The sequence below is a fragment of the uncultured Sphingomonas sp. genome (assembly GCF_964250165.1).
In the GTDB taxonomy this organism is placed as follows: domain Bacteria; phylum Pseudomonadota; class Alphaproteobacteria; order Sphingomonadales; family Sphingomonadaceae; genus Sphingomonas.
Genome location: NZ_CAXUEK010000055.1, coordinates 1 through 17,789, shown reverse-complemented (window position 1 = coordinate 17,789; position 17,789 = coordinate 1). Strand labels below are relative to the sequence as shown.

The 17,789-nt window shown below is 72.1% G+C and carries 21 protein-coding genes; 9 read left to right on the top strand and 12 right to left on the bottom strand.

Annotation, left to right across the window (positions count from 1 at the left end):
• A partial coding sequence (locus tag ACFE64_RS11350) for an aldehyde dehydrogenase family protein (RefSeq protein WP_375392575.1) occupies positions 1–318 on the top strand: 318 nt, incomplete at its 5' end.
• Positions 319–418: 100 nt separating this feature from the next.
• On the opposite strand, the gene ACFE64_RS11345 is transcribed toward ACFE64_RS11350, so the two are convergent.
• Positions 419–1,630: a mechanosensitive ion channel family protein gene (locus ACFE64_RS11345; protein WP_375392574.1), complete on the bottom strand. Its 1,212-nt coding sequence runs from the start codon at positions 1,628–1,630 to the stop codon at positions 419–421.
• 13 nt (positions 1,631–1,643) lie between these two features.
• On the bottom strand, positions 1,644–2,666 hold the full coding sequence (locus tag ACFE64_RS11340; RefSeq protein WP_375392573.1) for a DNA topoisomerase IB: 1,023 nt from the start codon (positions 2,664–2,666) through the stop codon (positions 1,644–1,646).
• Positions 2,667–2,787: 121 nt separating this feature from the next.
• On the opposite strand from ACFE64_RS11340, the gene ACFE64_RS11335 reads away from it, so the two are divergent.
• Positions 2,788–3,720 (top strand): right-handed parallel beta-helix repeat-containing protein, encoded by a 933-nt coding sequence (locus ACFE64_RS11335; protein WP_375392572.1) that lies wholly within the window; start codon positions 2,788–2,790, stop codon positions 3,718–3,720.
• A 141-nt stretch (positions 3,721–3,861) separates the two neighbouring features.
• Here the strand turns inward: ACFE64_RS11335 and ACFE64_RS11330 are convergent, their stop codons facing one another.
• The 5 genes from ACFE64_RS11330 to ACFE64_RS11310 all read right to left on the bottom strand — a co-directional run bounded on the left by ACFE64_RS11330 (position 3,862) and on the right by ACFE64_RS11310 (position 8,010).
• On the bottom strand, positions 3,862–5,604 hold the full coding sequence (locus ACFE64_RS11330) for a hypothetical protein (RefSeq protein ID WP_375392571.1): 1,743 nt from the start codon (positions 5,602–5,604) through the stop codon (positions 3,862–3,864).
• Entirely contained in the window at positions 5,601–6,926 is a 1,326-nt protein-coding gene (locus ACFE64_RS11325; protein ID WP_375392570.1) for a putative O-glycosylation ligase, exosortase A system-associated, read from the bottom strand. Before ACFE64_RS11325 ends, ACFE64_RS11330 begins: the two co-directional genes overlap by 4 nt.
• The gene (locus ACFE64_RS11320) at positions 6,919–7,047 is read right to left on the bottom strand and encodes a hypothetical protein (protein ID WP_375392569.1); all 129 of its coding nucleotides are present in this window, start codon (positions 7,045–7,047) and stop codon (positions 6,919–6,921) included. Before ACFE64_RS11320 ends, ACFE64_RS11325 begins: the two co-directional genes overlap by 8 nt.
• A 70-nt stretch (positions 7,048–7,117) precedes the next feature.
• On the bottom strand, positions 7,118–7,435 hold the full coding sequence (locus tag ACFE64_RS11315; RefSeq protein ID WP_375392568.1) for a hypothetical protein: 318 nt from the start codon (positions 7,433–7,435) through the stop codon (positions 7,118–7,120).
• Between the two features lie 14 nt (positions 7,436–7,449).
• The gene (locus tag ACFE64_RS11310; protein WP_375392567.1) at positions 7,450–8,010 is read right to left on the bottom strand and encodes a hypothetical protein; all 561 of its coding nucleotides are present in this window, start codon (positions 8,008–8,010) and stop codon (positions 7,450–7,452) included.
• A gap of 139 nt (positions 8,011–8,149) precedes the next feature.
• Here ACFE64_RS11310 and ACFE64_RS11305 point away from each other — a divergent pair, with 139 nt between their 5' ends.
• From ACFE64_RS11305 to ACFE64_RS11295, 3 genes are all read left to right on the top strand, one after another.
• Positions 8,150–9,382 carry a TIGR04063 family PEP-CTERM/XrtA system glycosyltransferase gene (locus ACFE64_RS11305; RefSeq protein ID WP_375392566.1) on the top strand — a complete coding sequence of 411 codons (1,233 nt, stop codon included), beginning with the start codon at positions 8,150–8,152 and terminating at the stop codon, positions 9,380–9,382.
• Positions 9,355–10,038: a hypothetical protein gene (locus tag ACFE64_RS11300; RefSeq protein ID WP_375392565.1), complete on the top strand. Its 684-nt coding sequence runs from the start codon at positions 9,355–9,357 to the stop codon at positions 10,036–10,038. Before ACFE64_RS11305 ends, ACFE64_RS11300 begins: the two co-directional genes overlap by 28 nt.
• Before the next feature lie 75 nt (positions 10,039–10,113).
• Entirely contained in the window at positions 10,114–11,670 is a 1,557-nt protein-coding gene (locus ACFE64_RS11295; RefSeq protein WP_375392564.1) for a spinster family MFS transporter, read from the top strand.
• Positions 11,671–11,791: 121 nt separating this feature from the next.
• On the opposite strand, the gene ACFE64_RS11290 is transcribed toward ACFE64_RS11295, so the two are convergent.
• On the bottom strand, positions 11,792–12,331 hold the full coding sequence (locus ACFE64_RS11290; RefSeq protein WP_375392563.1) for a superoxide dismutase family protein: 540 nt from the start codon (positions 12,329–12,331) through the stop codon (positions 11,792–11,794).
• Positions 12,332–12,346: 15 nt separating this feature from the next.
• Positions 12,347–12,898, bottom strand: a complete 552-nt coding sequence (gene thpR, locus ACFE64_RS11285; RefSeq protein WP_375392562.1) for an RNA 2',3'-cyclic phosphodiesterase — start codon at positions 12,896–12,898, stop codon at positions 12,347–12,349.
• A gap of 99 nt (positions 12,899–12,997) precedes the next feature.
• Between thpR and ACFE64_RS11280 the strand changes: the two genes are divergently transcribed.
• From ACFE64_RS11280 to ACFE64_RS11270, 3 genes are all read left to right on the top strand, one after another.
• Positions 12,998–13,744, top strand: a complete 747-nt coding sequence (locus tag ACFE64_RS11280) for a Bax inhibitor-1 family protein (protein ID WP_375392561.1) — start codon at positions 12,998–13,000, stop codon at positions 13,742–13,744.
• A gap of 114 nt (positions 13,745–13,858) precedes the next feature.
• The gene (locus ACFE64_RS11275; protein WP_375392560.1) at positions 13,859–14,167 is read left to right on the top strand and encodes a hypothetical protein; all 309 of its coding nucleotides are present in this window, start codon (positions 13,859–13,861) and stop codon (positions 14,165–14,167) included.
• Positions 14,168–14,409: 242 nt separating this feature from the next.
• Positions 14,410–14,964 carry a hypothetical protein gene (locus ACFE64_RS11270; protein WP_375392576.1) on the top strand — a complete coding sequence of 185 codons (555 nt, stop codon included), beginning with the start codon at positions 14,410–14,412 and terminating at the stop codon, positions 14,962–14,964.
• 43 nt (positions 14,965–15,007) lie between these two features.
• On the opposite strand, the gene ACFE64_RS11265 is transcribed toward ACFE64_RS11270, so the two are convergent.
• From ACFE64_RS11265 to ACFE64_RS11255, 3 genes are read right to left on the bottom strand one after another with little or no spacing between them, the layout of a single operon-like run.
• Positions 15,008–15,748, bottom strand: coding sequence for a MerR family transcriptional regulator (locus ACFE64_RS11265; RefSeq protein ID WP_375392559.1), 741 nt, complete (start codon positions 15,746–15,748; stop codon positions 15,008–15,010).
• 55 nt (positions 15,749–15,803) lie between these two features.
• On the bottom strand, positions 15,804–16,502 hold the full coding sequence (locus ACFE64_RS11260) for an extensin family protein (protein ID WP_375392558.1): 699 nt from the start codon (positions 16,500–16,502) through the stop codon (positions 15,804–15,806).
• A 21-nt stretch (positions 16,503–16,523) separates the two neighbouring features.
• On the bottom strand, positions 16,524–17,288 hold the full coding sequence (locus ACFE64_RS11255; RefSeq protein ID WP_375392557.1) for an NUDIX domain-containing protein: 765 nt from the start codon (positions 17,286–17,288) through the stop codon (positions 16,524–16,526).
• A gap of 101 nt (positions 17,289–17,389) precedes the next feature.
• On the opposite strand from ACFE64_RS11255, the gene ACFE64_RS11250 reads away from it, so the two are divergent.
• Positions 17,390–17,617, top strand: a complete 228-nt coding sequence (locus ACFE64_RS11250) for a hypothetical protein (protein WP_375392556.1) — start codon at positions 17,390–17,392, stop codon at positions 17,615–17,617.
• Positions 17,618–17,789: the final 172 nt, after the last annotated feature.

Sequence of the window (17,789 nt, the reverse complement as noted above, 5' to 3'; positions counted from 1 at the left end):
GGCAGGCTCGCCGAGACGATCGCGCGGGTGAATGCCAAGGGTTTCGGCCTCACCATGGGCCTGCACAGCCGCATCGCGCGCGCCGCCGAGATGGCAGAGGCGGAGGCGGCGGTCGGCAACCTCTATGTCAACCGCTCGATGATCGGCGCGGTGGTCGGCTCGCAACCGTTCGGCGGCGAGGGGCTGTCGGGCACCGGCCCCAAGGCGGGCGGGCCGCATTACCTCTACCGCTTCGTGGTGGAGCGCGCGGTGTCCGTGGACACCACCAGCGCCGGGGGCAACGCGACGCTGCTGAGCCTGGACGAGGGCGGGATTTGATGCTGCCCAGCCCTCTCCCGCATTCGCGGAAGAGGGTGGCCGAGCCGCAGGCGAGGTCGGGTGAGGGAACGACGTGCAAACCGCCAGATTGCTCAGACCCTCACCCTGGCGCGTTCCGCGCCTCTCCCTCTCCCGCGAAAGCGGGAGAGGGAGATGATGCGCCTGTCGTCGCCGGCCCGGCGACCTGCGTCTGCGTGGGGTAGGCGAGTTCGATGCTCTCCTCGTTGAGCCGCCGGATGATCGCCAGCCCAACCTGGTGGCGCGCGTCGAAGAAAGGCTCGTAGGCCGCGTCGGGTGAATCGAACTCCAGGTCGAAGTCATAGCTCGACCCGCCGAACCCCTGAAAGCCCGCGCGCACGAACCGCTTGCCGCACGCCTCCACCGTCTCCTGCAGCAGCGCCGGTAGTCGCTCCAGCCTGTCCACCGGCGTCCACTGCACCAGCCCCAGCGTGAACTGGATGCGCCGATAGTCGCGCCGGGTGATGTTCTGGATCTCGCGGTCGAGCAGGTTCTTGTTGGAAATGATCCGCTCCTCGCCCGTCGCCGAGCGGATGCGGGTGGACTTGAGCCCGATCGACTCCACCGTGCCCGTCGTCCTGTCGTAGGTGATGCTGTCGCCGGTGCGGAACGGGCGGTCGAAGATGATCGCGAGCGCCGCGAACAGGTCGGCGAAGATGCCCTGCGCCGCCAAGCCGATGGCGATGCCGCCGACCCCGAGCCCCGCCACCAGCCCGGTCACGTTGACGCCGAGATTGTCGAGCACCACCACCAGCGCGACCGCGAACAGCGCGACCGTGACGAGCAGGCGGATCAGCCCCAGCGCGCTGACCAGCGCCTCGCCGTGATAGCTGTCGGCCGCGGTGCGGTGCTCGACCGCACCGAGGATCAGCTCGCGCGCCCAGATCGCGACCTGGAAGGTGACGGCGACCGTCCACAGGAAGTCGATCGAATGCGCGACCGCCGGTGGCGGCGCCGCAAAGGCGAAGGTATCGCCGACCAGCTTGGCGGCGAGCAGGACGATGAAGAAGCCGTTCGTCTTGACGATCGCGCGGCCGAGGATCGTGCCCCAGCCGGCGCTGGCGGGATGGCGCGCGCACAGCCGCTCGCCGATCCGGCGGCCGGCGTGGAGCGCGACCACGATCACCGCGGCGATGGCCGTCGCGATCAGGATCTGCAGCCAGTGCGTGGTCAGCCACGCGGAGCCTTCCGACAGCACGTCCTGCGCCTGGCGACTCACATCGGTGGAGCGGAAGATCGGCTTCTTGGCCGCGGCGGCCGCGGCGGCGGTGTTGCTGGTGCTGATGCTGGGCAAGACATATTCTCGATCAGGCGGCCTGGGCGGCCTCGCGCGCTTCCTGTTTGGCGGCGGGAACGACGTCGCGGTCGAGGAAGGCGATCAGCCCGCGCTCCTCGCGGCTGAGCGCGCCCGTCGAGCGCGGCAGCTTCAGCGCCTTGCGGAACATCGCCTGGTCGGCCTTGACGAGATCGATCAGGTCGGGGTGGACGTAGCTCTTGCGCGCGATCGCGGCGGTGTTGTTGAGCCTGGCCGTCACCGGCTCCAGCAGCTGCTTGAGCGTCAGGTCCTTGTCCGCCCCGGCCAGCGCCTCGAACGCGAGCAAGCTGGCGCCCCAGGTGCGGAAGTTCTTGGCGGTGAAGTCGCCGCCGGTCGCGGCCTTGATGTAGTCGTTCACGTCGGAGGATGTCACGGGATGCGCCTCGCCGTCCTTGTCGACCCAGGCGAACAGGTGCTGCTCGTCCAGATCCTGGCAGGCCTTGACGAAACGGGCGAGCGACCGGTCGGTGACCTTCATGTCGCAATCCTTGCCCGACTTCGCCTTGAAGCGGAGCTTGAGCGTGTCGCCCCTCACCGTGCCGTGCTCGGTGCGCAGCGTCGTCGCGCCATAGCTGTTGTTCTGCTTGACGTAATCCTCGTTGCCAACGCGGATGTGGCTGTCGTCGAGCAGGCGGACGACGGCGGCGACGGCGCGGTTCTTGCCGAGGCCGCGGGTGGCGAGATCGGCGGCGACCTGCTTTCTGAGCCTGGGCAGCGCGCGGCCGAACTCGGCGGTCTTCTCGTATTTCGCCGCTTCCTGCTGTTCGCGGAAGCCGGGGTGATAGCGATACTGCTTGCGCCCCTTCTCGTCCCAGCCGACCGCCTGGATGTGGCCGTTGGGCCTGGGATTGAACCAGGCGTCGCGATAGGCGGGCGGCAGGCCGATGCCGTTCAGCCGCTCGATCTCGTCGCGGTCGGTGATCCGCTCGCCGTCCGGGCGCCAATAGCCCCAGCCGTTGCGGACTTTCCTGCGGGTGATGCCGGGCTTGCTGTCATCCGACCAGATGATCTTCATGGGGCCGGGGAATGCGCGGGGCCGCCGGTTCGTTCCGGGGGCGTGCCGGGTGCGCCGGAACGGGACCGTGCGGGGCAGGGCCGGGCGGGCTATGGCGCGGGCGCCACTCCGGAGTCCGCCGATGCGTCGCCTCGTCCTCCTTTCCCTCGCGATGGCCGGTCCGGCCGCGGCGCAGGGGTCCGCCAAGCCGTTCACAGTCGCCGAGACCGGCCGCGCCTATGAGCGGTTGCAGGAAGCGGTGAGCGCGATCGGCGCAGGGCAGGGTACGATCCGCATCGCGCCCGGCCGCTGGCACGATTGCGCGGTGCAGGAGGCGGGGCGGATCAGCTACGTCGCGGCCGTGCCCGGCCAGGCGGTGCTCGACCGCACGGTCTGCGAGGGGAAGGCGGCGCTGGTGCTGCGCGGCCGCGGGGCGCGGGTGGACGGGATCGTGTTCGCGCACCTGGAGGTCGGCGACGGCAACGGTGCCGGCATCCGCATCGAGAAGGGCGACCTCGACGTCCGCAACGCGATGTTCCTCGACAGCCAGAGCGGCATCCTGTCGGCCGACGATCCGGCGGGCCGCATCAGCGTCGACCATTCGACCTTCGCCGGCCTCGGCAAGGACCCGACCGGCAATGGCGCGCACTCCATGTATATCGGCCGCTACGGCGCGGTGAGCGTCATCGCCTGCCGCTTCGAGCGTGGCACGGGCGGGCATTATCTGAAGAGCCGGTCGCCCCGCATCACCGTGCTCGATTCGAGCTTCGACGACAGCCGCGGCCACACGACCAACTACATGATCGACCTGTCGAACGGCGCGACCGGGCGGATCGCGGGCAACGCCTTCGTGGTCGGGCGCGACAAGGAGAACCATTCGACGCTGATCACCGTCGCGCCGGAGGGCGTGCGCAACGGCTCGGACGGGCTGTTGGTGGAGGATAACGAGGCCCGGCTCGCGCCCGGCGCGGCGTGGACGCCGGCGCTGGTCGGGACGTGGACGGGCGAGGCGGTGATCGTGCGCAACAACCGGCTGGGGCCGGGGATCACGGCCAAGGCGCGACACTGGTTCTGACATCCCTCTCCCTGAGGGGAGAGGGTAGCCGAGCCGCAGGCGAGGTCGGGTGAGGGAGCGACGTGTAACGGGGCCAGCACCTCAGGCCCTCTCCCTGGCCGCTGCGCGGCCTGTCCCTCTCCCCTGCAGGGGAGAGGGAGATCAGGCGAGTTTCGGGCCCAGCCGTCCGGCCAGATATTCCAGGCATGCCACGCGCCGGTGCAGGCCGTGGTCGCCGATCGCGTCCACCCGGAAGAAGCGGCGCATCGCCGGATAGGTGAGATCGATGACGCGGCCCAGCCGGTCGGCGTCGAGCAGGCCGCCATGCTCGTCGCCCACTGGCCCGCGACGGCGGCGCAGCGCATAGCTTTGCTGGCGCAACCAGGTGGGGCGGACGCGGGTGGCCCATTCATCGAGGCGGTGACGGCGGCTCGGCGGGCGATCGAAGGAATGGCCGTAGGCGGACGGCTGCGCGGCTAGCGCCGGATCAATCGCGTGGAGCAGCGCCGCCTCGAACGCGCCGGCGTGCCGCGCCGCGGCCGGCAGCGTCGCGGCCTCGGCGACGACGGCGTGGTCGAGGAACGGCACCAGCCAGGGCGACAGGCGGCTCTCCAGGCTGATCTCGCGCCCGAACAGCGCGCGGCAGCGGAAGCGGGGGTAGAGCTGTTCGATCACTGCGCGCGGCAGGCGGCCATGCTCGCCGGGCCGACCCAGCGCGGTCAGCATCTTGTCGCGGATCGCCACCACGAACGCGGCGGAATCGAACTGCGCGGTCGCGTCGGCGGCGACGAAGCGCGCGAAGAAGGTCCGCGCCACCGCCTCCGCGCTCAGCGGCCGGTCGGGCAGGTAGAAGAAGTCGCGGTACACCTCGCCGCCGGCGCCCGAAGCGGCGGGTAAACCGCCCTCGTGCCGGGCGTCGCGGGCGAGCAGGTTGTGGCCATTATCGAAGATGTTGCCGAAATTGGGCAGCCCATCGTTCGCGTCGAAGTTGCGCGCCACCATCGCCGGGAACGCCGCGGGCTCGATGGCGGCGGCCTGCTTGTCGGTCCAGGCGACGGGGAAGTCCTGCGCCGCGCCGATCGCCCGCGCGATGCGCACGTCGGCGCTGCCGGGCGGGCCATAGACATAGACGCGCGGCGCGGCGGGCGTGCGGCGGATCGCGGCGAGCAGCAGCCGCGAGTCGAGCCCGCCCGACAGGGGGCAATGCACCGCGTGCTCGTCGTCGAGATGCGCGGCGAGCACGCGGTCGAGCACGGCGCGGTGGCGCTCGATCCGCTCCGGCAGCGGCGTCGCGACCGGCGCCTCGGGCAGCGGCTTGGCGAGAAGGATCGGCCGCGCGCCGGCCGGCGTCAGCTCGATCATCCGGTCGGGACCGAGCAGCTTCACCTCCTCGAACACCGTGTCGTCGCCCAGCGCGGTGACGTTGAACGCGAACTCGTACACTCCCTGCACGTGGAAGCGGACGCGCGGCAGGCAGTCGACCGTCGCGAGCAGCGAGGTGGAGAAGACGCGCTGCCCGATGTCGTGGAACAGCTGATAGGTCCCGAGATAATCGCCGAACAGCCAGGTCCGCCCGCGCCGGCGGACCAGCGCGGCGAAGTGGCCCGACAGGCGTGGCCAGGCGGGCGCCTCGGCGTCCATGCTCGCGATCAGCCGCCGCAGCGCGGGCGTCCCGGTCAGCCCGTCGACGGCGAGCGTGCCGGCGACCGCGGCGAGATCGTCGCCGTCGACCAGCAGCATCGGCGGCCGGCCGACGGCATACGGAAAGTGCAGCCCGCGCCAGCCGGGAACGGCGAATGCGGTCGCGCCGGTCAGCCCTTGCCGCGCGAAGCCGGCGCGCGCGGCGACGAGGTCCGTCTCGCCGCGATCGGATCCGTCGTCGCGGGTGAGGAACAGGGCGGTCATGCCGCCGCCGGCAGGCCGCCGAACCCCTGCATCGTCCGGCCCTCCCGCCACCGCGCCAGGTACGTGTCCAGCCCGATCTGCGCGCCGACGAACATGTAGACGAACGGGTTGAGCGCGATCCCGACGAACGCGCCGCCGAGCAGGTAGATGAGGTGCGCGTGCTGCAACGCCTCGGCCAGCTTGCCCGCCCACCGCTCCTCGCCGTCGCGATAGCGCCGCCGCAGCACCTCCATCCGCAGCAGCCCGCCGAGGTGGATCGCCAACCAGATCGCCAGCCCGGGCCAGCCCTGCTCGCCCAGCATCTCGAAATAGCTGGAATGATAGGCGCGCGCGCGGTCGGTCACGACCTGGCCGGGCGCGCCGCCGTCCTTGCCCACCGTCTCGTAGCGCAGCCGGTTCTGGAGGAAGGCGTTGAAGCCGCCGCCCAGCGGATGCTCGTGGACATAGTCGAGCGTCCAGGCCCATACCGCCAGTCGCGTCGAGGCGGACTCGTCGGTCTGGTGGTCGCGGATCGTCGCCATCCGCTGCGTGTAGGTTTGCGGGAGCAGCGGCACCGCGACCGCGGCGGCGAGCGCCAGCCCGGCGACGTAGAGCGCCCGCCGCTTGACCGCGCGCAGGCATAGCAGCGCGAGCAGGGCCACGCACAGCAGCCCGGTGCGCGCCGAGGTGCCGATCGGCATCAGCAGGCAGGCGAAGATCAGCGCCGCCGCGAACAGCCGCACGCGCCGGTCGGGCGGGAAGATCGTGCCCCAGCGCGCCAGCCACAGGATGATCGGGACGACCGCGATCGCGACCGCGGAGATGATGCTCCCCTCGTGCAGGCCGGTATTGTCGGTCACCATCAGGTTCAGCTCGCCATAGCCGCCGCCGCCCGCCAGCGTCTTGATCCCGCCGACGATGATGATCGACGCGACCGACAACGTCATGAACAGGAGCAGCGCCTCGATGCGCAGCCGCGTGCGCAGGGTAAACGGCAGGAAGCCGGCGAAGGCCAGCGCCTTCCACGCCCAGTCCCATTTGTCCGCGGCCTCGACGGGAAAGTCGGCGGTCAGCGTCGTCATCCCGCAATAGGCGAGCAGCGCCACGATCAGCACCTGGCGGGGCGCGATGCGCAGGCCGGTCTTGTCGTCCGCCACCGCCCAGCCGAGCACCGCCAGCACCGCCGCGATCAGCGACACCGGCGCGGCGTTGAGCAGCCAGTAGGTCAGCCGCTGCGGCTCGACGATGTCGATATAGACATAGGCGAGCACGAACAGGAACGGCCGGCGGAACCCCGCGCCGATCAGCGCGAGCAGGAAGGCGACGAAGGCGAGATCACGCACGCGGCCAGCGCCTGTCATGCGGATCGTCTTCTTCGCGGTCGAGATCGGGGCGGCGCAGCAGCAGCCAGGCGGCGAGCAGCAGCAGGCCGTGGCTGATCGCCAGCGCAAAATCGTCGATCACCGGCCCGCTTCCCGCATGGCCGAGGGCGATAGCGGGCCGGGGGTTGCGGCGGCGTTAAGCGGTGCCGCGCCTACAGCAGCGGCAGGTGCACGGCGCCGTTCACGAAATCGCGCACCGCGGCGAGGATGACGTTGATCGCGTCCTGCACGGCGAGCATCGTCAGCGTGGTCATGGCGACGATCACGCCGATCGCCGCTTTCACTTGCATGTCGAGCAGCGCCTTCGCGCCGGCGGGCGTGTAGTCCCCGCTGTGCTCGGCGATCGCCTCGATCTGCACGGCGATCTTCTTGAGCTCGGGGATCGCGTAGCTCTCCATCTCCTGCCAGATGGAGCCGGTCAGCGCCTTGCCGGCGGTGACCATGCGGCCGGTCAGATCGTTCAGGTCCATGCCGTCAGCTCCCTTCACCTCGCCCGCTTGGCGATCTCCACGGTGATGCCGGCCCGCAGCAGCGCGCCGACGCCGCCGTCCAGCAGCGGCCCGCGTGCCGACGGCGGGATGCCGAGCGCGCCCTGCGCCTGATGGAAGCGGCGCATGTCCGCAAAGCCGCCCTTGATCAGCCGCAGCAGCACGACCTGACAGTCGTCCGCCGGCAGCACGCCGATCTGTCCGCGCACGTCCGCGGGCAGCCGCGCCGCGGCCAGCGCGGCGGTGGCGACCTTTGTGCTGGGGCAGTCCTTCAGCACGCGATGCGCCTCCGCGCGGACGATCAGCGCCTCCACCCGGCCGTCCGCGCCGTCGTAGAAGCCGACATTCTGGTCATAGGCGCCCGCCGGCGTGCCGTGCGCGGCGATCGTCCGATCCACGAAGATGCTGGTGTCGGCGTAGAGGCTGGTCAGACCGCTGTCGATCTGCTCGTCATAGGCGGGGACCAGTACCACGGCAGCGCAGCCGGCGAGCGCCAGCGCGCCGCACAGCGCCAGCGCGGCCGCCCACCACCTGCGCCAAGCCGTCCCGATCGCCATGCGCCGCCGTCCCCGTTGCCGACCGAGCATAGCGACGACGCCGTCGCGGTCAAATCCGACCGTTCCGGGACTACGCTGAGCGCAGCCGCGCGGCGGACGTTGACGTCGCCTTAAGCGGCCGCGTGGCACGTCCGAGGCGATGCGCGTGCTCCACGTCCTCGACCACTCGCTGCCGCTGCAGAGCGGCTATACCTTCCGCACCCGCGCGATCCTGAAGGCACAGCTCGCCCGCGGCTACCAGGTCGCGGGCGTGACGGGACCGCGGCAGGGGATGGGCGACGGGGTCGAGGCGGTCGATGGCCTCACCTTCCATCGCGCGCCGGCGCGGCGGGGCGGCGGGGCGTTCGGCGAGGCGGCGGGGCTGATCGCCTTCGCGCGCGGGGTGGCGCGGGCGGTCGACGCGTTCCGACCGGACGTGATCCACGCACATTCGCCGGCGCTGGGCGCGCTCGCGGCCTGGCCGGTCGCGCGCCGCCGGCGGCTGCCGCTCGTCTACGAGATCCGTGCCTTCTGGGAGGACGCCGCGGTCGGCAACGGCACGGGCCGCCCGGGCTCACCGCGCTACCGGGCGACGCGCGCGCTGGAGGCCTGGGCGATCGCGCGCGCGGACGCCGTCGCGGTGATCTGCGACGGGCTGCGCGACGACCTGATCGCGCGCGGGGTGCCGGCGGCGAAGCTGCTGGTCTCGCCCAACGGCGTCGACCTCCAGCTGTTCGGGACGCCGCCGCCGCGCGACACGGGCCTGGCGGACGCGCTCGGCCTCGCCGACGCGGAGGTGATCGGCTTCATCGGCAGCTTCTATCCGTATGAGGGGCTCGACGACCTGATCGCGGCGCTGCCGGCGCTGGTCGCGGCGCGGCCGCGCGCGGCGCTGCTGCTGGTCGGCGGCGGCCCGCAGGAGGCCGAGCTGCGCGCGCTGGCGGCGGCGTCCCCGGCGGCCGCGCACATCCGCTTCGTCGGGCGGGTGCCGCACGCGGAGGTGGAGCGCTATTACGGGCTGGTCGACCTGCTCGCCTATCCGAGGAAGCGGATGCGGCTGACCGAGCTGGTGACGCCGTTGAAGCCGCTCGAGGCGATGGCGCAGGGCCGGCTGGTCGCCGCGTCCGATGTGGGCGGCCACCGCGAGCTGATCAGGGACGGGGACACCGGCACCCTGTTCCCACCCGACGATCCGCCGGCGCTGGCCTGCGCGCTGGCGGCCTTGCTCGCGGATCGCAGCGAGTGGGAGGCGCGGCGCGCGCGGGCGCGGGCGTGGGTGCGCCGGGAGCGTAACTGGTCGTCAAACATCGCGCGTTACGAGCCCGTTTACCAGCGGCTGGTCGCGGCCGCGCGCACGGAGTTCCCATGGTCGCCCTTCCTCGCCCGATCGTGACGCGCGTGCTGCCGATGGCCGGTGCGGCCGCGGCGGCGGCGTTCGTCGCGCTCGCCTGCGTGGCGTTGCCGGCGACGCTGCTGGCCCGGTGCGTCGAGGCGAGCGGCATCGCGGCGCTGGTGCCCGCCGCCGCGCCGCCGCTCGGCGTCACCGCGCGCGGCGTGCTGGCGCTGGGAGGCGGGCTGCTCGCCGCGGCGATCGCCTGGGCCGTGCTCTACCTGCTGTTCGGGACGGGCGGCGTGTTCGGCGCGCGCGAGAACGGCGCACCCACTGTCCGCCGCGCTGACGCGCACCCCGATGCGCCGCCGCGCCGGCCGCTCAGCGCCGCCGAGCTGGCCGACGTTCCCGCGTCGCTCGGCCGCGCGAACCTGGCCGTGCCGACCCTGCCCGTGCCGATCGCCGGGCCGTTCGACCGGCTCCTCCCCGCGGACCTCGACACGCCGCTTGCCGCGCTCGATCCGGCCGCGATCCCCGTCGCGCCGCGCGCGGCCCCCCGCGCCGTCCCGCCGCTCGCGCCCGGCGAGCGGATGCGGACCTTCGCGCTTGCGCCCGCGCCGCCGCCGCTCCGACCCGCGCCGAGCGAACCGCCCTCGATCGAAGCGCTGCTCCGGCGCCTGGAGGCCGGCGCCGAACGGCGAGTGCCCGGCGCGCGCTGACGGTTGGTCATCCCGCTTGAGGCCAGGTGACGCACGCGGGTGGCCCTGCTAACCCTCTCCGAAAGGGGAGGGATCATGGCCAGCACCGTTCCGCCGCGCGAGGCGCGGGCCTCCGGTTATGCCTGGTACGTCCTGGCGATCCTGTTCCTGGTCTATGTCCTGAACTTCGTCGACCGGCAGGTGATCTCGATCCTCGCCGAGGACATCAAGCGCGACCTGCACCTCAAGGACGAGGATCTGGGCTTCCTCTACGGCACCGCGTTCGGCGTCTTCTATTCACTGTTCGGCATTCCGATCGGGCGGCTGGCGGACAATTGGAAGCGGGTGCGGCTGATGACGGTGGGGCTCGCCTTGTGGTCCACGATGACGGGCCTGTCGGGTCTGTCGCGCGGCTTCGGCCAGCTCGCGGGCGCGCGCATCGGCGTCGGCATCGGCGAGGCGACGGCGAGCCCGGCCGCCTATTCGCTCATTTCCGACTGGTTCCCGAAGCCGCTGCGCGCGACCGCGCTCGCGATCTACTCCGCCGGGCTGTATGTCGGCGGCGGCGTGTCGCTGCTGATCGGCGGCCTCATCGTCCAGGGCTGGAACCGCGCGCATCCGGACGGCGGACCGTGGCACCTGCACGGCTGGCAGGTGGCGTTCCTCGCGGTCGGGCTGCCGGGGCTGCTGGTCGCGGTGTGGATCGCGACGCTGCGCGAGCCGGTGCGCGGGCTGTCCGAAGGCATCGTGACCGAGCCGAACCCGCGGCCGTTCACGGCGTTCGCGCGCGAGCTCGCCACCATCCTGCCGCCGCTGACGCTGTTCAGCGCCGCGCGGCGCGGCGCCGGGCCGTTCGCCTCTAACGTCGCCTCGCTGGCGCTGGTCGTGGCGATCGTCGCCGCGCTGATCCGCGCGGGCGAGCCGAAGCCGCAATGGATCGCGATCGGCATCGGCGTCTATGCCGTCTGGTCGTGGGCGGCGGCGCTGCGGACGCGCGACCGGCCAACCTTCGCGCTGATCGTCGGCACGCCCGCCTTCCTGTGCACGGTCGTCGCCTATGGCCTGAACGCGTTCCTCAGCTATGCCGCGAGCTTCTGGGCGGCCCCCTACGCGCTGCGCGTGCTGGGCGTCTCGCCGGCGCAGGCCGGGTTCATCATCGGCAGCGCGGGCGCGCTGTCGGGCTTTCTGGGCGTGACGCTGGGCGGCGTGCTGGCGGACCGGCTGCGGCGGCGAAACCCCGGCGGGCGGGTGCTGGTGGTGATCTCGGGCGCGGTCGTGCCGGTGCCGTTCCTGGTGCTGGCGTTCACCGCGGCGACGCCGCTCCCCTTCTACATCGGCATCTTTTTCGCGCAGCTGACCGCGAGCATGGCGCTGGGGGCGGCCGCCGCGACGACGCAGGACCTGGTGCTGCCGCGGATGCGGGGGACGGCGACCGCGACCTTCTTCATCGGCACGACGCTGCTCGGGCTGGCGCTCGGGCCGTATCTGGCCGGGCGGGTCTCGACGCTGTCGGGGAGCCTGACCACGGGCATGCTGTCGCTGCTGCTCAGCATGCCCATCACCCTCGCCGCGGCGATCGCGGCCTATCGCCTGGTGCCCGCCGCCGAGCGCACCCGCGAGGCGCGCGCGCGGGCGGCGGGCGAGGTCATCTAGGGTCTGCCCACCACGCTCTCCTCCGTCATCCCCATCAGCGTTGCGTTCGAGTTGTCTCGGAGTTCAGCGACAATGGATCCCCGCCTGCGCGGGGATGACGGCGTCGGCCGGTAGCCGGACGCTAGTCCGCCGCCAGCACCCCGCACGCGATCCGCGCGCCGCTGTTGCCCGACGGATCGGTCATCAGGTCGTCGCCGGCGGCGTGGATCACCAGCGCCGCCCCGTCGGCGTCGAGCAGCCCGTCCATCGTTGCCCCCGCCAGCGTCACGCCGAGCGCGCCGCGCCCGTCCGGGCCGATGACGAGGTTGGGCAGGTCGCCCGCATGGGGCCCTTGCGGGTTCATGCTGCCGTGCCTGGCGCCGGCCGGGTTCCAGTGCCCGCCCGCGCTCGCGAAGTCCGGTGGGTTGCAGCGGCCGACGGTATGCAGGTGCGCGCCATGTTGGCCCGGGGCGAGGCCGCGCGCGTCAATCGTGACGCGCAGCCCGCCGGCCACCTCCGTCACCCGCGCCCGACCGGCGGGCAGGCCGGCGGCGGTGACGAGGGCGGCCGTCGCCACCCGCCCGTGGGGCAGCGGCGTGCCGGTGCGCGGGCCGCCTTCAAGGCAGGCGGTCAGGGCCAGCAGGGGAACAGCCAGCAAGGGAAGGAAGGGCGTCAGGCGCATCTCGAAACGGCTCCTTCAGATCGGCTCCAGCGGCCAGCGGGCGAGCGGCTCGTAGCGCGCGCCATCGCGACCTAGGCGACTTTCGTATAGGATCAGCCAGGTCATGTCGAACGGCGCGCTCGCGAGCCCGCCCGCGTCGGCCAGCCAGCGGTCGATCGCCGGGTCTGCGCCGGCGCTGCGCGGCAGCCGCGCGAGCGTGACGTGCGGCAGATAGGCGCGGCGCTCCGGCGGAAGCCCCGCACGCACGCACGCCCGGTCTACCTTGCGATGCAGCCCCGCCAGCCCGTCGTGCGGGGCGACGCCCGCCCACAGTGCCGCGGTGCGGCGCGCGTCGCCGAACCGCCCGACGCCCGCCAGCGCCACGCACGGCGCGGGCGCATGGACCTGCGCGAGCGCGGCGGCGAGGTCCTCGGCCGTGCGCTCGTCGACCTCGCCCACGAAACGCAGCGTCAGGTGCAGCTGCTCGTCGTCCTGCCAGCGCGCGGCAGCGATGCCGCCCATCAGCGCGAGCAGCCGCTCGCGGATCGCGACCGGCGGCCGGAGCGCGACGAACAGGCGGAGCGACATCGCTCCTTCATACCCGTCCGGTTTCGCTTGAAAACACCCCGCACTCCGCCGATATCCGCAAGAGTCGGCGATCCGTCGACGTTTGGAGTGTGCTTCACCATGGCCAACTGGTCAGATCCCCGGTCGAGCGCGACGCCCTTCCGGGTCGGCGCGGCGGCGACGCGCTCGGACGCGTACGACGCGGGTCTTCGGTCCTACATGCTGTCCGTCTACAACTACATGACGTCGGGCGTGCTGCTCACCGGCATCGTCGCGCTGGCCTTCGCGTTCAGCGGCGCGGTGGCGACGCTGTTCGATCCGGTCACCGGCAAGCCCAACGCGCTGGGCTGGATCGTGACGATCGCGCCGCTCGGCATCGTCTTCGCGATGAGCTTCGGCCAGCAGCGGATGCAGACTGGCACGCTGAAGGCGCTGTTCTGGGCGTTTGCGGTGCTGATGGGCCTGTCGCTTTCCACCGTGTTCCTGGCCTATACCGGCACCTCGGTTGCCGGCGCGTTCTTCGCCGCGGCGGCGGGTTTCGCCGGGCTGAGCCTGGTCGGCTACACCACGAAGCGCGACCTGTCCGCGTTCGGCGCGTTCCTGACGGTCGGACTGATCGGCCTGTTGGTCGCCAGCGTCATCGCGATCTTTGTCCCGGCGCTGAACCTGATGGTCAGCATCGTGGGCGTGCTGATCTTCGCGGGGCTGACCGCCTATGACACGCAGCGGACAAAGGCGATGTACGAATATGTCGCCGGCACCGATCAGGTCGACCGCGTCGTGGTGATGGCGGCGCTGTCGCTCTACCTCGACTTCATCAACATGTTCCTGTTCATCCTGCGGCTGTTCGGCGCGCAGCGCAGCTGAGGCTTCGGCCTTGCGACGAACGGGGCTCGGCGGGCGACCGCCGGGCCCCTTCTCGTGTGGGGGAGGAACGCCGGGGCGGCGCGGTCGTTTTCCCATGGAATGATGGAGGCCAGCATGTCCGACACCGATCGTCCGCTCGATACCCTGTCGGTCGCCCCCGCGGCGGAGTCGCACGAGGGCGGCGCGCCGAATACGGGCAACCAGGAACGCGATCCGCGCCAGGATGCAGGTCAGGACCCCTCGATCCAGCGCCGGCTGGAGCGCGATCCCGAGAACAAGCAGGCGCAGCTCGACAATGCACTCGACGAGAGCATGGACGCCAGCGACCCGCCCTCGACGACGCTATCGACCAGCAGCGGTGATCCGGCGCCGTCGTCCGGTTTCGACGAAGAGGCGGAGCGCAAGCTCCAGGACGAGCGCTGACGAAGGGCGCGCCGCCATTGCCCGGCGCCCGCTTTCGCTGGTTCGACAGTGCTCCTGCACGATTGTTGCGTCAAAGCCGCACAATAGCGGCATTTCATGTTCGCACGCTCCGTTCACCGCAAACCGTGTTGCGGCGCACCAGTTTTGCTGGTCGCATGTGAACGCCGGCTGCCGGCAGCGTTAACGGCCACGTTAACCGCTCCGGCCTATGGTGAAGCGTCTCGAACGGCGGGGTGGTGGCGATGGGTTCCAGGAGCAAGCAGGCCGAAGGCGTGATGACGCTGGCCGAGATGAAGGAGTTCGCCGGCTTCGCGTCGGCGACGCAGCGCTACATCCGGCGCAGCCTCGACATCGGGCTCGATCGCGAGGACGCGATGGTCCGTTGGTCGCGCGACGTGGTCGAGGCGGCGAGCATCCGCGCCCAGGCCCGGGTCTACGCGATCCTGCCCGAGCTGCGCGAGCGCATCCCCGACGACAGCGGACTGGAGGAGCTGGAGCCGCTGCTGGCGCCGCTCGTCACCGTCACCGCGTTCGACCTGGGGCAGGGGCGACTGACCAGCTTCTCCGCCGTCCGCTTCCTCTACGAGCGGCTGATCGGCGCGGAGGTGCGCCCGTGGCTGCCGTCCGCCTTCTGCGCGGCCGCGGCGCTGCCGCACCTGCATCCGGAGCTGCGCCGTAAATTGCTCCAGTCGATCAGCGAAGCCGCCGCCACCGCGTCCGGCTGGTCGAACCGCAAGCCGGCGTTCTTTCCTTACTGGGTCGAGAAGGTCGACACCGGCGCGGCGCTGCCCAACTGATCCTCCGTCATGCCGGCGCAAGGCCGGCATGACGCAGTTCGGATTACGCCGGCACCGACTGGATGAACGCCCAGACCCTGGCGGAGAAGGGCGGCGTCTGCTCGCCCTGCCACTCGTCGACATGGTCGTAGAGCCGCCCGACATCCTGTTTCATGGCCGGCGTCGCGATGGCGGTGAACGGCCCGAGCAGCTCGAACCATTCGCGCCGGAACGCGCGCGCGCGGTCGCCGGTCGGGTCCAGCGGCAGTGCGGCTTCGATCCGCGCCGCCAGATCCGCCCACTTCGCCGCATGGGCAGCCTGGTCGAAATCGGCCGGATAGGCCGACGCCGCGAAATCGCGCTTGCCCCCTTCCGACAGATAGCGGTCGGTGACCGCAGCCCAATTCTCCTGTTCCATCGTCCGGTCTCCTGCCTGAATAAGCGAGCACAAGGTCGCGACGTCGATCGGATCGCCGCGATCGAGGCGGGACTGAACCTGGCCGAGCAGCGTGCGCGTGGCGGCGAGCTCGGCGGCGCGGCGCTCAACCTCCGCCAGCCGCGCGGCGACGAGCCGGCCGAGATCGGGCCGGCGCTCGCGCAGCATCGCCGCGATCTCGGCGAGCGAGAAGCCCGCGCGCTTGAGCGCCACCACCGCGTGCAGCCGGGCCAGCTCGCCCGCGCCGTAGAAGCGCCGCCCGCTCGCCGCGCGCAGCGGTGCGACCAGCCCGCGCGCCTCGTAGAAGCGCAGCGCGCGCACGGTCAGCCCGGTCCGGCGGGCGACCTCGGCGATGTCGAGCGTGTCCATGACGAATCGGGTTCTACAGGCTGACGTCGCGTCAGCCGCAACCCCCCGACCCGTGTCACCGGCACGCGCGCCAGCCCCAGCCGCCGCGGCGCGCCTGATCGAGGTGCAGGTGATCGTGGTGCGCGGCATTGTAGTCGGGCGACAGCACCGTCGCGAATAGCGGGCAGGCGCCGTCGCGCACGTCATGCAGGAACTCCGCCGCCGGGCCGCGGGGCTGCCAGTCGCGCGCCACCGTCACGCGGCGGCCGTCGGCGAAGCGGAAGCCGGCGACGTCGACCGCATCCGCGGTCGCGTGCTCGCTCCATGCGCCGACGTCGCGGTGCGAGATGCGGCGACAATTGTAGCTGCCGAAATGGTCGATCGCGACTACCGCCACGCCGAAGCGGCGCAGGGCGGCGGGCTGCACCACGTCCCACTCCCACATCGCCAGCGCGGCGGCGACCGGGCAGGCGATGCCGAGATTGGCGGGCGCGAACGCGATGCGCCGCGATCCGCCCGGCGCGAAGCGCACGGCGTCGGCGTAGCCGCAGCTCGGCCCGTCATGGCGCGGCGGCAGCGCCATGTAGCGCACGCCGGCGCGGTCGAGCAGCGCGCGGCAGCGCGGGAAGTCGTCCGCCAGCGCCGCCAGCTTCGCCCCGGTCGCGACGCCGGCCGGATCGCCGAGATCGAGCGGCGCGAGCGAGCGGTGGCCGAGCGCCAGCACGACCAGCGCGGCCACCACCGCAAGCACCGCGAACGCGGCGAAACGCCTCACCCTGCGGCTCCTTGTCGCGCCTCAGCCGCGCATCGCGTTGCGCATCGGCTCGGCGGTGATGGGGTAGCCCAGGTCGTCGGGGATGCAGAGATGCGGGCGGCCGTCGCGCTCCTCGGTCACGGGGGTGATCGTCCGCACCGGATAGGCGCGGGCGTGGGCGGCGGCCTCGGCGAAGCTGCCGAACAGCGCGAGGCGCTCCAGGTTGCGGCGGGTGGGATAGATGATGGTGGCGCGGCCCGCATCGGCGTCGCCCAGCACCTGCGCGGCGGTCGCCCAGGTCAGGCGGGTGTTCTCCGTCCGGTCGACGGTCGCGTCCGGCGCACCCGCGGGCAGCGGGGCGAGATAGAAGCGGGTGTCGAAGATGCGCATGTCGGGGTGCGCCGGCCGCCAGCGCGCGAAAGGAACGAGGCCGTCGAGCGCCAGCGCGGTCCCGTCCGCCGCGAGCGCCTCGCCGAACGCCGCGCCGCCGTGCAGCGCCGCGCGCAGGGTGGCGAGCGCGGCCGGTGTCGGGGGGCGCGCGATCCCGATCGGCAGCCCCACTTCCTCGATCGTCTCGCGCACCGCGGCGATCCGGTGGGCGGTCTCGTCCGCATCGCCGCCCAGCGTCTCGGCGAGCGTCCGGTCGCCCGGATCGACGCGCCCGCCGGGAAATACCAGCGCCCCGCCCGCGAACGCCATCGCCTTGGCGCGTTCGACCAGCAGCAGCTCGGGCGCGCCGCCGCCGGCGGCGTCGCGGAAGATCACCAGCGTGGCGGCGGGGATCGCGGAGGGCAACGGATCGGGCATCAAGCCTCTATGCGCCCGGCGGGCGCCGGTCGCCACCGCCTGCGGCAGGGAACACCGCCGCCGTTCCGCCGGTTCAGCAAGCTCGATCAAGGAGGATCATCATGTTCAGGAACAGCGCCACTCTCGTCATCGCGGCCGCCGCGCTCGCGGCGCCGGCGCCCGTGCTCGCCAAGGGCTGTATCCGCGGTGCGGTCGCGGGCGGCGTGGCGGGCCATTACGCGCACCACCATGCCATCGCCGGCGCGATGGCCGGGTGTGCGGCAGGGCATTACTACTACAAGCACAAGGCCAAGGTGGCGGCGCAGCAGCGGACGGCGGCGGGGCGGTGAGTTGAGCTGGACGGTCGCGACGCGGGAGTTGATCCCGCGTCGTCGGTCCTCGGCGGGCCGAGGCCGGCCGCGCTTGGCGCTCTGCGCGCTAGCTGGCTAGCCCGTCTGGCGCCTGCGCGGTGGTGGAGCCGAGGGGAATCGAACCCCTGACCTCTGCAGTGCGATTGCAGCG

Coding starts and splice junctions, on each gene's coding strand:
- ACFE64_RS11340 (WP_375392573.1), bottom strand. CDS start 2,666: ATGAAGATCATCTGGTCGGATGACAGCAAGCCCGGCATCACCCGCAGG.
- ACFE64_RS11335 (WP_375392572.1), top strand. CDS start 2,788: ATGCGTCGCCTCGTCCTCCTTTCCCTCGCGATGGCCGGTCCGGCCGCG.
- ACFE64_RS11330 (WP_375392571.1), bottom strand. CDS start 5,604: ATGACCGCCCTGTTCCTCACCCGCGACGACGGATCCGATCGCGGCGAG.
- ACFE64_RS11315 (WP_375392568.1), bottom strand. CDS start 7,435: ATGGACCTGAACGATCTGACCGGCCGCATGGTCACCGCCGGCAAGGCG.
- ACFE64_RS11310 (WP_375392567.1), bottom strand. CDS start 8,010: ATGGCGATCGGGACGGCTTGGCGCAGGTGGTGGGCGGCCGCGCTGGCG.
- ACFE64_RS11305 (WP_375392566.1), top strand. CDS start 8,150: ATGCGCGTGCTCCACGTCCTCGACCACTCGCTGCCGCTGCAGAGCGGC.
- ACFE64_RS11300 (WP_375392565.1), top strand. CDS start 9,355: ATGGTCGCCCTTCCTCGCCCGATCGTGACGCGCGTGCTGCCGATGGCC.
- ACFE64_RS11295 (WP_375392564.1), top strand. CDS start 10,114: ATGGCCAGCACCGTTCCGCCGCGCGAGGCGCGGGCCTCCGGTTATGCC.
- ACFE64_RS11290 (WP_375392563.1), bottom strand. CDS start 12,331: ATGCGCCTGACGCCCTTCCTTCCCTTGCTGGCTGTTCCCCTGCTGGCC.
- thpR (WP_375392562.1), bottom strand. CDS start 12,898: ATGTCGCTCCGCCTGTTCGTCGCGCTCCGGCCGCCGGTCGCGATCCGC.
- ACFE64_RS11280 (WP_375392561.1), top strand. CDS start 12,998: ATGGCCAACTGGTCAGATCCCCGGTCGAGCGCGACGCCCTTCCGGGTC.
- ACFE64_RS11275 (WP_375392560.1), top strand. CDS start 13,859: ATGTCCGACACCGATCGTCCGCTCGATACCCTGTCGGTCGCCCCCGCG.
- ACFE64_RS11270 (WP_375392576.1), top strand. CDS start 14,410: ATGGGTTCCAGGAGCAAGCAGGCCGAAGGCGTGATGACGCTGGCCGAG.
- ACFE64_RS11265 (WP_375392559.1), bottom strand. CDS start 15,748: ATGGACACGCTCGACATCGCCGAGGTCGCCCGCCGGACCGGGCTGACC.
- ACFE64_RS11255 (WP_375392557.1), bottom strand. CDS start 17,288: ATGCCCGATCCGTTGCCCTCCGCGATCCCCGCCGCCACGCTGGTGATC.
- ACFE64_RS11250 (WP_375392556.1), top strand. CDS start 17,390: ATGTTCAGGAACAGCGCCACTCTCGTCATCGCGGCCGCCGCGCTCGCG.